Source organism: Mycobacterium sp. ACS4331, assembly GCF_001667265.1.
Taxonomy (GTDB): Bacteria; Actinomycetota; Actinomycetes; order Mycobacteriales; family Mycobacteriaceae; genus Mycobacterium.
This window is the reverse complement of the sequence record NZ_LZHW01000031.1, coordinates 26,429-41,029: the sequence shown is the minus strand read 5'-3', so window position 1 is coordinate 41,029 and position 14,601 is coordinate 26,429. Positions and strand designations below refer to the sequence as shown.

The 14,601-nt window shown below is 68.3% G+C and carries 16 protein-coding genes; 13 read left to right on the top strand and 3 right to left on the bottom strand.

What is annotated here, in order from left to right; genetic code table 11:
• The first annotated feature begins 1 nt into the window (after position 1).
• From arsC to A5727_RS08295, 6 genes are all read left to right on the top strand, one after another.
• Entirely contained in the window at positions 2–346 is a 345-nt protein-coding gene (gene arsC, locus A5727_RS08320; protein WP_068247494.1) for an arsenate reductase (glutaredoxin), read from the top strand.
• Positions 343–993 (top strand): LpqN/LpqT family lipoprotein, encoded by a 651-nt coding sequence (locus A5727_RS08315; protein WP_502687663.1) that lies wholly within the window; start codon positions 343–345, stop codon positions 991–993. The genes arsC and A5727_RS08315 overlap by 4 nt, the downstream gene beginning before the upstream one ends.
• A gap of 132 nt (positions 994–1,125) precedes the next feature.
• Positions 1,126–1,995, top strand: a complete 870-nt coding sequence (locus A5727_RS08310) for an oxidoreductase (RefSeq protein WP_068247493.1) — start codon at positions 1,126–1,128, stop codon at positions 1,993–1,995.
• 141 nt (positions 1,996–2,136) lie between these two features.
• Positions 2,137–2,793: a 50S ribosomal protein L25/general stress protein Ctc gene (locus tag A5727_RS08305; RefSeq protein ID WP_068247484.1), complete on the top strand. Its 657-nt coding sequence runs from the start codon at positions 2,137–2,139 to the stop codon at positions 2,791–2,793.
• 24 nt (positions 2,794–2,817) lie between these two features.
• A complete protein-coding gene (pth, locus tag A5727_RS08300; protein ID WP_068247482.1) occupies positions 2,818–3,396 on the top strand; it encodes an aminoacyl-tRNA hydrolase in 579 nt (192 codons plus the stop codon).
• A 189-nt stretch (positions 3,397–3,585) separates the two neighbouring features.
• Positions 3,586–3,777: a ferredoxin gene (locus A5727_RS08295; RefSeq protein WP_068247479.1), complete on the top strand. Its 192-nt coding sequence runs from the start codon at positions 3,586–3,588 to the stop codon at positions 3,775–3,777.
• Positions 3,778–3,783: 6 nt separating this feature from the next.
• Here the strand turns inward: A5727_RS08295 and A5727_RS08290 are convergent, their stop codons facing one another.
• Complete coding sequence (locus tag A5727_RS08290) at positions 3,784–4,410, bottom strand: response regulator (protein ID WP_068247855.1); 627 nt, start codon at positions 4,408–4,410, stop codon at positions 3,784–3,786.
• A 116-nt stretch (positions 4,411–4,526) separates the two neighbouring features.
• Here A5727_RS08290 and A5727_RS08285 point away from each other — a divergent pair, with 116 nt between their 5' ends.
• The 3 genes from A5727_RS08285 (at position 4,527) to A5727_RS08275 (ending at position 8,375) form a co-directional block, all read left to right on the top strand.
• Positions 4,527–5,822, top strand: a complete 1,296-nt coding sequence (locus tag A5727_RS08285) for a sensor histidine kinase (RefSeq protein ID WP_068247475.1) — start codon at positions 4,527–4,529, stop codon at positions 5,820–5,822.
• A gap of 146 nt (positions 5,823–5,968) precedes the next feature.
• Positions 5,969–7,243, top strand: coding sequence for a cytochrome P450 (locus tag A5727_RS08280; protein WP_068247852.1), 1,275 nt, complete (start codon positions 5,969–5,971; stop codon positions 7,241–7,243).
• Between the two features lie 25 nt (positions 7,244–7,268).
• Positions 7,269–8,375, top strand: coding sequence for an NDMA-dependent alcohol dehydrogenase (locus A5727_RS08275; RefSeq protein WP_068247473.1), 1,107 nt, complete (start codon positions 7,269–7,271; stop codon positions 8,373–8,375).
• A 221-nt stretch (positions 8,376–8,596) separates the two neighbouring features.
• Here the strand turns inward: A5727_RS08275 and A5727_RS08270 are convergent, their stop codons facing one another.
• Together A5727_RS08270 and A5727_RS08265 are read right to left on the bottom strand one after the other, a co-directional pair.
• A complete protein-coding gene (locus tag A5727_RS08270) occupies positions 8,597–8,815 on the bottom strand; it encodes a hypothetical protein (protein WP_068247470.1) in 219 nt (72 codons plus the stop codon).
• Positions 8,816–10,150 (bottom strand): ammonium transporter, encoded by a 1,335-nt coding sequence (locus A5727_RS08265; RefSeq protein WP_068247467.1) that lies wholly within the window; start codon positions 10,148–10,150, stop codon positions 8,816–8,818.
• A 218-nt stretch (positions 10,151–10,368) separates the two neighbouring features.
• On the opposite strand from A5727_RS08265, the gene A5727_RS08260 reads away from it, so the two are divergent.
• The 4 genes from A5727_RS08260 to A5727_RS08245 all read left to right on the top strand — a co-directional run bounded on the left by A5727_RS08260 (position 10,369) and on the right by A5727_RS08245 (position 14,587).
• Positions 10,369–11,781, top strand: coding sequence for an ethanolamine ammonia-lyase subunit EutB (locus A5727_RS08260; protein ID WP_068247464.1), 1,413 nt, complete (start codon positions 10,369–10,371; stop codon positions 11,779–11,781).
• On the top strand, positions 11,778–12,542 hold the full coding sequence (eutC, locus tag A5727_RS08255; protein ID WP_068247462.1) for an ethanolamine ammonia-lyase subunit EutC: 765 nt from the start codon (positions 11,778–11,780) through the stop codon (positions 12,540–12,542). Before A5727_RS08260 ends, eutC begins: the two co-directional genes overlap by 4 nt.
• Before the next feature lie 88 nt (positions 12,543–12,630).
• Positions 12,631–13,887, top strand: coding sequence for a saccharopine dehydrogenase family protein (locus A5727_RS08250; protein ID WP_068247460.1), 1,257 nt, complete (start codon positions 12,631–12,633; stop codon positions 13,885–13,887).
• 94 nt (positions 13,888–13,981) lie between these two features.
• Positions 13,982–14,587, top strand: a complete 606-nt coding sequence (locus A5727_RS08245; RefSeq protein WP_068247458.1) for a DUF937 domain-containing protein — start codon at positions 13,982–13,984, stop codon at positions 14,585–14,587.
• Positions 14,588–14,601 lie beyond the last annotated feature (14 nt).

The window sequence follows — 14,601 nt, the reverse complement described above, 5'->3', positions numbered from 1 at the left end:
GATGACCGACGCGACGATCTTCCACAACCCGAAGTGCAGCACGTCCCGCAAGACGCTGGACCTGCTGCGCGAGAACGGCATCGAGCCGACCGTCGTGCAGTACCTCAAGACCCCGCCCTCGCGCGCCGAGTTGGCCGCGATGATCGCCGACGCCGGGATCGAGGTCCGCAAAGCCGTGCGCAGGCGCGAGTCGCTGTATGCGGAGTTGAACTTGGACGACGCCAGCGATGACGAACTGCTCGATGCCATGGCCGAGCACCCCATCCTGATCGAGCGGCCCTTCGTCGTGACCGACAAGGGCACCCGACTGGCCCGACCGATCGACGCGGTGCACGAGATTCTGTGATCTGGCGGCCGGCCCTGGCACTCGCCGTCGCCTCGGCGGCGCTCGTCGGGTGCGGTGCGCCGGCTCCGGACTATCAGTCCATCTGGTCGACCTCGGCCACCACGTCGGCCGTGCCGACGACACCACCTCCCGTCGTGCCGTTCTCGCAGTACCTGGAGGGCCGGGGGGTGCGGGGCGTGCCCGTCGCCCCCGCCGAGCTGACCGACATCAAGGTCACGCTGGTGCGGCCGCCCGGGTGGCAGCCGTATCGCAATGAGAACCTGCTCCCGCAGACCGAGGCCATCGCGAAGAACGGCGCCTACCCGACCGCACAGGTGCTGGTGTTCCGACTGCACGGCGGCTTCGACGTCCCGGCCGCGATCCGCCAGGCCAACGCCGACGCCATGCTGTCGCCGGGATTCAAGAAACTGGGCGAGTCCTTCGACGATTTCGACGGGTTCCCGTCGGCGATGATCGAGGGCAGCTACACCGGTCCGAACGACCGCAGGCTGCACACCTACAGCCGCATCGTCATCCCCGTCACCCCCGCGCCGGATTTCCAGCGCTACCTGGTGCAGCTGACCGTGACGAGCCTGGCCGATCAGGCCGTCGCCGACTCCGAGGCCATCGAGGCGATCATCGGCGGCTTCAGGGTGACCCTTACTTGACCGCGAGCTCCCTTTCTTGACCGCGAGCCCCTTTCTTGACCGCGAGCAGACACAAACTCGCACGGATCGGGGGCGGATCGTGCGAGTTTGTGTCTGCTCGCGGGGGATTCTGCGCCCCGTTAGGGTGGCACCATGGCCACCTGGACTGCTGCTGACCTGCCCTCATTCGCCGGGCGCACCGTCATCGTCACGGGTGCCAACAGCGGCCTCGGCGAGGTCACCGCGCGCGAGTTGGCCCGTGTCGGGGCATCGGTGATCCTCGCGGTGCGCAACACCGAGAAGGGCGCGGCCGCCGCTGCGGGCATGCCCGGCGAGGTGGAGGTGCGCAGGCTCGACCTGCAGGACCTGGCCTCGGTGCGGGAGTTCGCCGACGGCGTCGAGGACGTGGACGTGCTGATCAACAACGCCGGCGTGATGGCCGTGCCGTTCGCGCTGACCAGGGACGGCTTCGAAAGCCAGATCGGCACCAACCACCTCGGGCATTTCGCGCTGACCAACCTGCTGCTGCCCAGGATCGGCGACCGCGTGGTCACGGTGTCGTCGATGATGCACCTGTTCGGCCGGGTCAACCTCAAGGACTTGAACTGGAAGACCCGGCCCTACTCGGCGTGGGGCGCCTACGGGCAGTCCAAGCTGGCCAACCTGCTGTTCACCAGCGCACTGCAGCGCCGCCTCGACGGCGTGGGGTCGGCGGTGCGGGCGGTCGCGGCGCACCCCGGCTATTCGGCGACCAACCTGCAGACGCACTCGACGGGGGCGTTCAGTTCGCGATTCATGGCGATCGGCAACCGCCTCTTCGCCACCGACGCCGACTTCGGGGCGCGGCAGACACTGTTCGCGGCCTCGCAGGATGTCCCCGGCGACACGGTGATCGGTCCGCGTTTCGGCCAGCAGGGGCCGACGGGTCCGACGTTCCGCAGCCCGCTGGCCCGCAGCACCGCCAAGGCCGAGGGGCTCTGGGAGCTGTCCGCCCAGCTCACAGGGACACAATTTCCGCTCTGACCCGCCGATGCGTTAACCTTGCCGGGCGTCACGGCGAGGGTGGCTTGACCACCGTTATCGACGGGGACCCGCATCCGATGCGGTTTTGTCTGCTCCTGCCGTGCTCCACATCCTCGACACGGTTTCACAAGGAGCAACACCATGGCTAAGGCCGCCGCCACCACCAACAATCTCGTCGCCACCGTGCGCACCAAGACCGGCAAGGGCGCCTCGCGCCAGGCCCGCCGCGACGGCCAGGTGCCCGCGGTGCTCTACGGACACGGCACCGATCCCCAGCACCTGCTGCTGCCGGCCCGTGACTTCGCCGCGGTCCTGCGCCACGCCGGCACCAACGCCGTCCTCGTGCTCGACATCGAGGGCAAAGAGCAGCTGGCGCTGACCAAGGCGCTCGAGATCCACCCGATCCGCCGCAACATCCAGCACGCCGACCTGCTGGTCGTCCGCCGCGGTGAGAAGGTCACCGTCGAGGTCACCGTCACCGTCGAGGGCGACGCCGCCCCGGGCACCTTGGTGACCCAGGACGCCAACACCATCGAGATCGAGGCCGAGGCCCTGTCGATCCCCGAGCACCTGACGCTGTCGGTGGAGGGCCTCGAGGCCGGCACCCAGATCACCGCGGCCGACATCGAACTGCCCTCGGGCGTCACGCTGACCTCGGACCCCGAACTGCTCGTGGTCAACGTCGTCGTCGCTCCCACCGCCGAGGATCTCGAGGCTGAGGGCGCCGGCGAAGAGGGCGCGGCCGCAGCTCCCGCCGAGGAGCCGGCCGAGGCTGCCGCCGAGTCCGAGTCCGAGTAATCCGACGAAGGGTTGTCCGACAACATGGCCGAGCCCCTGTTGGTGGTCGGCCTGGGCAATCCCGGACCGAACTACGCCAAGACCCGACACAACCTCGGGTTCATGGTCGTCGACATCCTCGCCGACCGCATGCGCGAAACGTTCAAAGTGCACAAGCGCTCCGGCGCCGAGGTGGCCACCGGCAGCGTCGGCGGCCGGGCGGTTGTGCTGGCCAAGCCCCGGGTCTACATGAATGAGTCCGGGCGCCAGGTCGGTCCGCTGGCGAAGTTCTACTCCGTCGCGCCGGCCGACGTGATCGTCATCCATGACGAGCTGGACATCGACTTCGGTCGCATCAGGCTCAAGGCCGGCGGCGGCGTGGCCGGCCACAACGGCCTGCGCTCCGTCGCTTCGGCGTTGAGCAGCAACGACTTTGCCCGCGTCCGGGTCGGTATCGGCCGACCGCCCGGGCAGAAGTCCGGCGCGGCGTTCGTCCTGGAGCAGTTCAATGCCGCCGAGCGCAAAGAGGTTCCGACGATCTGCGAACTGGCCGCCGACGCGACCGAGCTGCTGATCGAGAAGGGCATCGAACCGGCGCAGAACGTCGTGCACGCCTGGGGCTGAAGCCCTTTTCCGGCGAGCGCCCGTGTTTGTACACAGAACCGCGGCGTGTCGCGTACAGAGTGAGGCGCTCGCGAGAGCCCCAGGGGGCGCTCGCGGAGGACGCGAGGCGGCCCAGTTTGGCACTCACAGGCCATCTTTGGCGCGCACAGTCCGGACCGCCCGATGCGGGGTGGTTCCATACTCACAGCCATGAAGATCACCGTCGATTACGACCTGTGTGACGGACACGGTCAGTGTCTGCTGGCAGCACCCGATGTCTTCGACCTGCCCGACGACTCCGAACACGTCGTCGTGCTGGACCCGGATCCGCCACACAGCGCTCACGACGCCGTCGTGCGGGCCGCGGCGATGTGCCCCGCACAGGCCCTGCGCGTCACCTGACGGCGCTCAGTCGTCGAGTATTCCGCTGCGACCGGCCAACGCGGCGGCGGCGATTCGGTTGCTGACCCCCAGCTTGTTCAACAGCGAGGCCACCATGCGCTTGGCAGTGCGTTCCGACACCACCATGCGCGCGGCGATGTCGGCGGTCTCCATGCCGGTCGACAACAGCGCCCACAGTTTGAGCTCGGCCGGCGTCAACGAGGTCAGCACGTCGCCCGACGGTTTACGCGTACCGGACAACAGTGCGTCGAGCAGGGCGGGATCCACCACCCGTAGCCCCGCCGCGATGGAGGTCAGCGGCCCCACCAGCGCCTCGGGTCGCAGCGTCTTCGGCAGGAATCCGTCCGCCCCTGCCCGCAGCGCCTCCTCCGCCAACTGCATGTCCCCCGTCCCCGACAACGCCAGCACCCGGGTTCGAGGATGGCGCGCCTTGATGTGCCGGATTGCGGCCACCCCACCCAGCGGCGGCATGGACAGGTCGACGATGGCCAGGTCGGCGTCGCGCGACGTCGCCAGGTCGGCGGCCTCCTCGACGAAGGTGGTGCGGCCGCCGATGACGAACTGCTCGGCCCAGTCGCGGGCGAACAGCAGTTCCAGGCCCTCGGCGAACAGTTCGTGATCGTCGACGATCACCACGACGAGGGGTGTGCGGCCGGGCCCAGATATCACCCGCCGGATGGTAGTGCCCGCCCCGGCGGCCGTCGGCGATATCCACGACATGGCGTCCTCCGGTGTCTAAGGTCGGCCCCGTGAGCAGGTTGCGCCGACTCCGGTCGCTCGTGGTGCCCACCGGCGACAACTACGGCCTGGCGCGCGTCGTGGTGGCGGTGCGGGTCGCGGTGGTGCTGTCCATCATCGTGTTGGCCGTCGTCGGCCCGGACGATATGCGCCGGCATCCCCTACCGCTCACGCTCGCACTCGGCGGGGCCCTGCTGTACGCGGCCGCCTTGATGATGCAGCCACGCTTCGAGGTGCGCCGCACGCGCTTCGCGTGGCTGGTGGCGGTAGTGGACGCGATATTCACCTTGACCCTGATCGGGCTGACCGGTGGTGCCAACAGTCCCGTCGTCGCGGTACTGGCGCTGGCCGTCATCGCCTCTGCCGCCCGCCTGACGTTCACCGAATGTCTATTCCTGGCAGTGTTTTTGGGCTTGGGATATCTGGGCGTCGTGCTGTGGACCCCGGAGGCCGACACCACGTTGGCGGCACCGGCACAGGGGGTGTGGTGGGCGCTGTACATGGTGTTCATCGCGGTGCTGTCCGGCGGGTTGGCGGTGCTGATCGAACGCGAACACCGGTCGCGCGTCGACGCTCTGGTCGAGGCCCAGGCCGAGCACGCCGCCGCCGAGGAGGAGCGCGACCTGCGCGCCCGACTGCTGCGGTCCTACGAGGCACAGCAGGAGGGCCTGCAGGTTCTGCTGCACGAATTCCGTACGCCCGTCGCCTCACTCGACGCGCTGGCCGGTGCGCTCACCGACACCACCCCGATGTCCGAGGCCGACCGCGACGCCGCCATCGGTCTGGCCGGCCGGCACGCGCGGCACCTGTCCGACATGCTCGACGCGCTGTCGGACGTGAATCTGAGCCGCCGGCCCGCGTTCTCGTCGGGCCGGGTGCGCCGCGTCGACGTGGCCGCCCTGGTCGCCGAGGCCGGTCACGCCGTCTCACTGGCTCCGCAACGGCTGCGGGTGCGCACCGTCGGTGACGTGTCCGCGGTGCAGGTCGACGCCCAGGGGCTGCGCCGGGTGTTGACCAACCTGCTGGAGAACGCCGCGCGGCACGGCCGGGACCGGCCCATCGACGTGGTGTGCGAACGCGACGAGAACGCCCTGAGAGTCGACGTCCTCGACCGTGGCCCGGGGGTGCCGGAATCCGCCCTCGGGGAGTTGACCGGCAAGTTCGTCAGCCTGTCCGACCGGCGCGGCACCGCGGGCCTGGGGTTATGGATCGTGCAGCAGATCATCGACGCCCTCGGCGGCACGCTGCAGTTCTCCGCGCGCGACGAGGGTGGTCTGACCGCGTCATTCACCGTCCCGGTGGCCTGACCCGCGGGCTCGGCAGGGTGGCCCGCGCGGGCCGCAGGTTGGCCCGCACGCCGGGTCATTTTCTCGTCACGGTGACCAAGACTGGCTCCGATCCGCCGCGTGATCTGCGACACACGGCGGCGGCCTCGGCACCGGAAGGACACCCCATGACCACCGTCTTCCCCCCTACCACGCACGGCGACATCGACCTCGCCGCGCGCGAGTTCTGGGCCAAAACGCCCGCGGCGCGCGACGAGGCGTTCGCGGTGCTCCGCCGGGAGAACCCGGTGGCCTGGAGTAGGCCCGCCGACTCCGACCTGCTGCCACCGGAACAGAACCTCAAGGGCTTCTGGTCGCTGACCAAGCACGAGGACATCCGCTACGCCAGCCGGCATCCCGAAATCTTCTCCTCGGCGCAGGGCATCACCATGGAGGACTTCCCGCAGGAGATCCTGCTGATGTCGCAGTCCTTCATCGCCATGGACGCCCCGCGGCACACCCAGTTGCGGGGCATCACCCTCGATGCGTTCAAGCCCCGCAATATGCGTCGGCTGCAGGACTGGATTCAGGGCCACGCACGCGACCTGATCAGCGAGATGTCCGCCCTCGGCGAAGGCGATTTCGTCGAGTTGGTGTCGGTGCAGCTGCCGGGCCGTATCTTCGGCAGCTTCTTCGGCCTGCCGCCCGGTGAGGTGCACGACAGGACCATCGCTGCCGCCCAGCGCACGCTGGGCTGGACCGACCCCGAGGTGCGCGGGGACCGAACCGCGCTGGAACTGTTCGCCGGGGCGGTGATGGACCTGCACCAGACGGTGGCGACGCTCGCCCCGGAGCGGCGCGCCAACCCGGGTGACGACCTGCTGTCGTGGATGGTGCAGGCCGAGTTCGACGGCGAGAAGATGACCGACGACGAACTCAAGGCGTTCTTCGTGCTGCTCGCCGTGGCCGCCAATGACACCACCAGACATGCCTCGGCACAGGCGATCTATGCGTTCTCGCAGTTCCCCGAGCAGCGCGACCTGCTGGTCGCCGACGTCGAAGGCCGGGTCGACGGCGCGGTCGAGGAGGCCCTGCGGTGGGCCTCCCCGCTGATTCACATGCGGCGCACCGCGACCCGGGACGTCACCGTGCGTGGCTCGGAGATCAAGGCCGGCGACAAGGTGGTGCTGTGGTACAGCTCCGCCAACCGCGACGAGGACGTGTTCGAGGATCCGTTCACCTTCGACATCACTCGCAAGTCCAACCCTCACTTGGCTTTCGGTGGTGGCGGGCCGCACTTCTGCCTCGGAGCGGCGCTGGCCCGCACCATGCTGCGCTCGCTGCTGACCGAGGTGTACACCCGTATCCCCGACATCACCGCCGCCGAACCCCACTTCCAGGTCGCCAACTTCATCAACGGCATCAACAGCCTGCCCGTGACCTGGACCCCCGAGAACCGCTGATCCACCCCCAGAGGAGCCACATTCCATGAAGACCAAAGCTGCCGTCCTGTGGGGTCTGCACCAGAAATGGGAGGTCACCGAACTCGAACTCGACGCGCCCCGCGCGCAGGAGGTCCTGGTCAAGCTGACCGCCTCAGGCTTGTGCCATTCCGATGACCACCTGGTCACCGGTGACATGCCGATGAACCTCCCCGTCGTGGGCGGGCACGAGGGTGCCGGTGTGGTCGCCGAAGTGGGTCCCGGGGTGACCGAGGTCGAGGTCGGCGACCACGTCGTGCTGAGCTTCATCCCGGCCTGTGGCCGATGCACCGAATGTGCGCGCGGACGCAGCAATCTGTGCGTGTACGGCGCCGCGATCGTCGCCGGACCGCAACTCGACGGCACCCACCGTTTCCATGGACGCGGGCAGGACATCGGCCAGATGTGCGTGCTGGGCACGTTCTCGGAGTACACCGTCGTGCCGATCTCCTCGGTGGTCAAGGTGGACAGGGACATTCCGCTGGACAAGGCCGCGCTGGTGGGCTGCGGCGTCACCACCGGATACGGCGCCGCGGTGCGCACCGGCGAGGCCCGCGACGGGGACACCGTCGTGGTCATGGGCGTCGGTGGACTCGGCATCAACGCCGTCCAGGGCGCCAAGCTCGCCGGTGCCCGCAACGTCATCGCCTTGGATCCGGTGGCCTACAAGCGCGAGCGCTCCTTCGAATTCGGTGCGACGCACGCCGCCGCCACCGTCGAGGAGGCGCAGGCACTGATCACCGACCTGACCCGCGGCACCATGGCCGACGTCTGCGTCGTCACCACTTCGAGTGCCGAGGGCGCCTACGTGGCGCAGGGCCTGAGCCTGGTGGGCAAGCGGGGGCGCGTGGTCATGACCGCGATTCCGCATCCCACCGACATGCAGGTCGACATGTCGCTGTTCGACCTGACGCTTTATGAGAAGCAGGTTCGCGGTTGCCTTTTCGGTTCGTCGAACCCGCGCCTGGACATCCCACGGATGCTTGAGATGTACCAGGCCGGCCGAATCAAGCTCGACGAGTTGGTCACCCGCGAGTACACGCTCGAGGAGATCAACGAGGGCTACGAGGACATGCACGCCGGGCGCAACCTGCGCGGTCTGATCAAGTTCTGAGCCGGCACGGCCCTCCCCACCCGACGACAGAGACGAGAGCAGCCAGCATGAACGAACTCCCGCACTACCGGATGTACATCGACGGCGCGTGGCGTGACGCCACCGAGTCCATCGAGGTGCGCTCACCGGCCACCGGTGCCGCCGTCGCGACCGTGGCCTACGGGGATCTGGCCACGGTCGACGCGGCGGTCGCGGGGGGCTCCGGCCTCCTGTTCGTGCACTCAGTAGACGGTCGGCTCGCCTTCGGCCACGGGACCGGCCTCAACCGGTGCGTGATCGATGATCGCCTGATACGCCCGGTTCTCGTGCTGGATCATCCGCGCGAAGAACCCGACGAACAGCAGCACCGCCAGAATGAACGACACCCAGACGCCCACCGAGTATCCACCGAACGTGAACACCACGGTCGCATCGTCGTACGAGTCGATGGGACTGAACATCTACTTCACCTCCTCGCCGGCCTTGACCAGCACATGACCGTTGGTCTTCATGACCGTGACCGGGACACCTTCGGGGTACGGCGTGGCAGGAACCTCGGACAGATCCAGCCCCTGCTCCTCCACCTCCTTCGGAATGCGCAGCAGGTTGGCCTTCTTCAGGCCCAGCGACACGAGGTATGCCGGGATGAAGCCCAGCGCCGCGAAGACCAGGGCGCCAATTGCCTGACCCCAGAACGAGACTGACGGGTTGCCGTCGGTGTTGGGGTAGCCGTGCAGGAACACGCCGGCCACCAGCACCGAGTAGAGGCCGACGCCGCCGTGCACGGAGACCGCGCCCACCACGTCGTCGATCTTGAACTTCTCGAGCAGTCGACCGATGAACGGGGCGATGGCGCCCGCGGTGAATGCGATGACGAAGGCCAGTGCCGGGTGGTACAGATCCATGCCGGAGGCCACACCGATGACACCGCACAGGCCGCCGGAGATGGTCCAGAACGGTTCGCCCTTCGAGGTCAGGTAGGCGCCGATGATGCCGCCACCCAAGCCCATCAGGGTGTTGAATGCGAACGCACTCAACGTGGTTGGGCTGGCGTAGATGGTGGAGTAACCGCCCGCGCCGTAGATGACACAGCCCATCAGGAATCCGAAGAAGCCAGTGAAGATCAGCATCAGACCCAGCATGGTCAGGGGCAGGTTGTGCGGTCGAATCGTCACCGGGGTGCCGTCCGGCAGGAACCGGCCGATGCGCGGACCGAGGTTGATCAGCACACCCAGTGTGGCGAAGCCCGCGATCATGTGCACGCACCCAGCGGCGCCCACATCGTGGAAGCCCAACTGCGTCAGCATCCAACCCGCGCCGTGCCAACCCCATGCCGCACCGATGATCCAGACCACCGAACCGACCAGGACCGTCAGCACCAGGAACCCGCTCGTGCGAATGCGTTCCAGGACCGCGCCCGACATGATCGAGCCCGTCGTCGCGGCGAACAGCGCGAAGGCGCCCCAGAAGATGCCGCTCGCCGAATCCTCGACGTTGGGCCCCATGTTGTCGCTCCACGGCAGCGCAGCCTTGGCCGCATCGTTGAATTCGATGAAGCCGCTGGGCATCGCGTTGTAGAGGAACCACCCGACGAAGTAGAACGACACCACGATCGTGGCGAATGCGAGGAGGTTCTTCATCGCGGTCGCCAGCACGTTCTTCGATCGCGACGCTCCCATCTCGTACGCGAGGAAGCCCGCGTGGATGAGCATCATCAGAGCGATGGACATCCAGTAGAAAAATTCGTTGTTGACGGTCGCCATCTGTGTGATGGCGTCCTCGACTTCAGGGGGCAAGACAGACCTCCGCCTTAGATGGTTTCTTCTCGGTGTTCGCCGAGCACTGACGGTTTACGAGGTTGAAAGTAGCGTTGGGCACGTTTCACCTGGATCACTGTGTGTTAAGTTGCGGTGAAGTCCGTCGAAGCTCAGATCGCACGCCGGATGACGCGGAATTTTCCTGGTGTTTACCGTGGTTCACGACAGCGACGATCGGCACTGGCCACGATGGGCGAGTGACGTTACGCAGAACTACGCTCGCCGGCCGCGGTTACTCCTTCACTGGACTGGTCGATCTGCTGGCCAAGGCGTCCCCGGCCCGGTCAGGCGATCAGTTGGCGGGCTGCGCGGCCGCATCCGACGCCGAGCGCGCCGCGGCCCGCATGGTGCTCGCCGACGTGGAGCTCTCAGAGTTCCTTCGGGAGGCGGTCGTTCCCTATGAGAGCGACGAGGTCACCCGGCTGATCGTCGACTCCCACGACCGGGCGGCCTTCGCGCCGGTGGCCGGGATGACGGTGGGGGAGTTCCGAAACTGGTTGCTGCGTCAGGTCATTGAACCCGACGGGCCCGAGGTCGTCACGGCGTTGGCGCCCGGTCTGACCCCGGAGATGGTCGCGGCCGTGAGCAAGTTGATGGGCAACCAGGATCTGGTGGCGGTCTCTCGACTTCCCCGGGTGACAACGGGATTCCGGTCGACCATCGGTCTGCCCGGCCGGCTCGCGAGCCGGCTGCAGCCCAACCACCCGACGGACAGCCCGCGCGGAGTCGCGGCGGCCACCCTGGACGGCCTGCTGATGGGCAGCGGGGACGCGGTGATCGGGATCAACCCGGCCTCAGATTCACCACGTGCGGTCAGCGATCTGCTGCACCTGCTCGACGACATCCGGTCCCGCTACGAGATCCCCACACAGTCCTGCGTGCTGACCCACGTCACCACCACAATCGATCTGGTCTCCGCCGGTGCCCCAGTCGATCTGGTGTTCCAGTCGGTGGCTGGAACCGAGGCCGCCAACCGGGGTTTCGGAGTGAATCTGGCGCTGCTGCGTGAGGGTATGGAGGCCGGACGCTCCCTGCACCGTGGCACCGTCGGGGACAACGTCATGTACCTCGAGACGGGTCAGGGGTCGGCGTTGAGCGCCAACGCACATCTGGGCGTGGACGGGATGCCGGTCGACCAGCAGACGCTGGAGGCCCGCGCCTACGCGGTGGCCCGTGCGGTGGAACCGCTGTTGGTCAACACCGTCGTGGGCTTCATCGGCCCGGAGTATCTCTATGACGGCAAGCAGATCATCCGGGCCGGGTTGGAGGACAACTTCTGCGGGCGGCTGCTGGGGCTGCCGATGGGCGTCGATGTCTGTTACACCAACCACGCCGAAGCCGACGGCGACGATATGGACGTCCTGCTGACCATGCTGGCCGCGGCGGGCACAGCCTTCGTCATCGCCGTGCCGGGCGCCGACGACGTCATGCTCGGATACCAGAGTCTGTCCTTCCACGACGTCCTCTATGCCCGCCGCACGCTCGGGCTGCGGCCCGCCCCCGAGTTCGAGACGTGGCTGGCGGCCCAGGACATGATCGGCGCCGACGGACTGGTGCGGCCGCTCGCGGCGAGCGCGTCGGCGCTGCGCGCACTGGCGGCGACGGCATGACGCGCGACGCCGAGCACGCGCTGTGGGATCGGCTACGAGCGCACACGCGGTCCCGGATCGGCCTGGGCCGCGCCGGCGACGCGTTGGACACCGCGGCCAGACTGGACCTCGGTGCGGCCCATGCCGCCGCGCGCGACGCCGTGCACTCCGCCATCGACGTCGCGACGTTGATCAGTGAACTGTCCGAACTCGGGCTCGGTGCGGCCGCGGCTGTGCACAGCCGCGCCCCCGACCGACCCAGCTACCTGCGCAGGCCGGACCTCGGGCGGCTTCCGGCCGATCTGTCGGTGCTGCCGAGGAGCAACGCCGAGCTGGTGATCGTCGTGGCCGACGGGTTGTCGGCGCGCGCGGTGGCCGACCACGCGGTGCCGACCGTGCGCGCGATCCTCGCGGAACTTCCGCCCGCGATGACGGTGGCGCCGCCCGTCGTGGCGGTGCAGGCCCGCGTGGCGCTCGGCGATCACATCGCCGCGCGCGTCGGTGCCTCGGCCGTGGTCGTGCTGATCGGTGAACGCCCGGGCTTGTCGGTGGCCGACAGCCTCGGCGCCTACCTGACCTATCGGCCCAAACCGGGAATGGCTGACTCCGAACGCAACTGCGTATCCAATATCCATCCGCCCGACGGACTGAGCCACCGCCGCGCGGCGCAGACCATCGCCTCGCTGCTCGCCGGGGCACGGGCGCTCGGTCGGTCCGGTGTGGAGCTCAAGGACACCTCGTCGGGACAGCTCGCCGACGGCGAGCAGGTCGCCCTGGCCTGATCGGGTTTCCGCACCGAGGCTGTCGTGTGGCCTCGCCGTGGCCGGGCGGGGTCTCGGCGAGGGGCGGGAATGTGGGTAGGTTCGGGGCGTGGCCGCGACGCAGCGTGAATTCGACATCGTCCTGTACGGCGCGACGGGTTTCGTCGGCAGGTTGACCGCCGACTACCTCGCCAGGACCAGCGAGGGCGTGCGGATCGCCCTCGCGGGTCGCTCACCCGAGAAAGTGCTGGCCGTACGCGACTCCCTGGGTGAGGCGGCCCAGGACTGGCCCATCCTCACCGCCGACGCCGCGTCCCCGTCGACGCTCAACGACCTGGCCGCCCGCACGCGGGTGGTGGTGACGACGGTCGGCCCGTATGCCAAGTACGGACTGCCCCTGGTCGCCGCGTGTGCCGCGGCCGGCACCGACTACGCCGACCTGACGGGGGAGACCAACTTCATCCGCGAGAGCATCGACCTGTACCACCAGCAGGCTGCCGACACCGGGGCCCGGATCGTGCACTCCTGCGGATTCGATTCCATCCCGTCCGATCTGGCGGTGTATGCGCTGTACCGGCGGGCGCAGGACGACGGTGCGGGCCACCTGCTGGACACCAACATGGTGTTGCGCGCCATCTCCGGTGGCGTCTCCGGCGGCACCACGGCCTCGATGCTGGACGTGCTGACCGCCGCGTCGAACGACCCCGAACTGCGCCGTGCCCTCGAGGACCCGTACACGTTGAGTCCCGACCGCGCGGCCGAACCCGAACTCGGCGGACAGAACGACGTGCGGTGGCGGCGGGGTGCCGAGATAGCCCCTGAGTTGGCCGGCCACTGGACCGGCGCCTTCGCGATGGCCATGCCGAACAGCCGAATCGTGCGGCGCAGCAACGCACTGCTCGATTACGCGTACGGGCGGCGATTCGCCTACGGCGAGCAGATATCCGTCGGTCGGTCGGTGGCCGCACCGGTGTTCGCGGCAGCGGTCACCGGTGTCAGCGCACTCACGATGGGCCTGGGCAGCCGATACTTCAAGCACCTGCCACGCACCCTGATCGACCGCGTGGTGCCCAAGCCCGGCGAGGGCCCCAGCGAAGCCGCGCGAGAACGCGGGCACTACACCGTCGAGACGTACACCACGACCGAATCCGGGACCCGCTACCGGGCCACCTTCGCGCAGAGGGGTGACTTCGGCTACAAGGCGACTTCGGTGCTCCTCGGGGAGAGCGCGCTGGCGCTGGCACTCGACCGCGACGCGTTGTCCCCGCTCACGGGTGTGCTCACGCCCGCGGTGGCCATCGGCGACGCCCTGCTGACCCGGTTGCCCGCGGCCGGGGTGGATCTGCGAACCGAGCGCCTGGGCTGAAATCAGTGCGCGGCAAACCGCACTGAACGCCTTCGGGGTGGACTAGTGTTCTCCGCGAGGTTTTCAAACAACGCAGCAAAGAAGGTGAACAGCCATGGCAGGTCTGGACGATCTGATTGCGCAGATCCCGGTTCAGGACATCGCTAGCAAACTCGGTGCGGACCAGGGTGAGGTCAGCGCGGCAATCCAACAGTTGGTTCCGGCCCTGGTCGGCGGCCTGCAGGTCAACGCCCAGACTGACGACCAGCTCGCGGGCAAGATCGCATCCTCGGCCGAGCAGCACGCCAGCCTGCTCGACGGCGGTGTGACGGTCGACGACGTCGACGAGAACGACGGCGACAAGATCGTCGCCAACATCTTCGGCGGCAACGACAGCACCGCGGTGGCGTCCGCCCTGGCCGGTCAGGCCCCCGGAGGCAGTGGTCTGGTGCAGAAGCTGCTGCCGATCCTGGCGCCGATCGTGCTGGCCTACATCGGTCAGCAGTTCTCGAAGAACAACGCCCCCGCGCAGGAGCAGGCTGCGCAGTCCGGCGGTGGCGGGATCGGCGACATCCTCGGCAGCATCCTCGGTGGTGCCACCGGCGGTGGCGGCGGCAACAATGCGCTGGGCAGCATCCTCGGCAGCGTGCTCGGCGGTGGCGGCGGCAACAGCAACCCGATCGGGGAGATCCTCGGCGGGCTGCTGGGCGGCAAGCGCTGAGACCTGAGCAACAT

Coding starts and splice junctions, on each gene's coding strand:
- A5727_RS08275 (WP_068247473.1), top strand. CDS start 7,269: ATGAAGACCAAAGCTGCCGTCCTGTGGGGTCTGCACCAGAAATGGGAG.
- A5727_RS08245 (WP_068247458.1), top strand. CDS start 13,982: ATGGCAGGTCTGGACGATCTGATTGCGCAGATCCCGGTTCAGGACATC.
- pth (WP_068247482.1), top strand. CDS start 2,818: ATGGCCGAGCCCCTGTTGGTGGTCGGCCTGGGCAATCCCGGACCGAAC.
- A5727_RS08270 (WP_068247470.1), bottom strand. CDS start 8,815: ATGTTCAGTCCCATCGACTCGTACGACGATGCGACCGTGGTGTTCACG.
- A5727_RS08310 (WP_068247493.1), top strand. CDS start 1,126: ATGGCCACCTGGACTGCTGCTGACCTGCCCTCATTCGCCGGGCGCACC.
- arsC (WP_068247494.1), top strand. CDS start 2: ATGACCGACGCGACGATCTTCCACAACCCGAAGTGCAGCACGTCCCGC.
- A5727_RS08295 (WP_068247479.1), top strand. CDS start 3,586: ATGAAGATCACCGTCGATTACGACCTGTGTGACGGACACGGTCAGTGT.
- eutC (WP_068247462.1), top strand. CDS start 11,778: ATGACGCGCGACGCCGAGCACGCGCTGTGGGATCGGCTACGAGCGCAC.
- A5727_RS08280 (WP_068247852.1), top strand. CDS start 5,969: ATGACCACCGTCTTCCCCCCTACCACGCACGGCGACATCGACCTCGCC.
- A5727_RS08305 (WP_068247484.1), top strand. CDS start 2,137: ATGGCTAAGGCCGCCGCCACCACCAACAATCTCGTCGCCACCGTGCGC.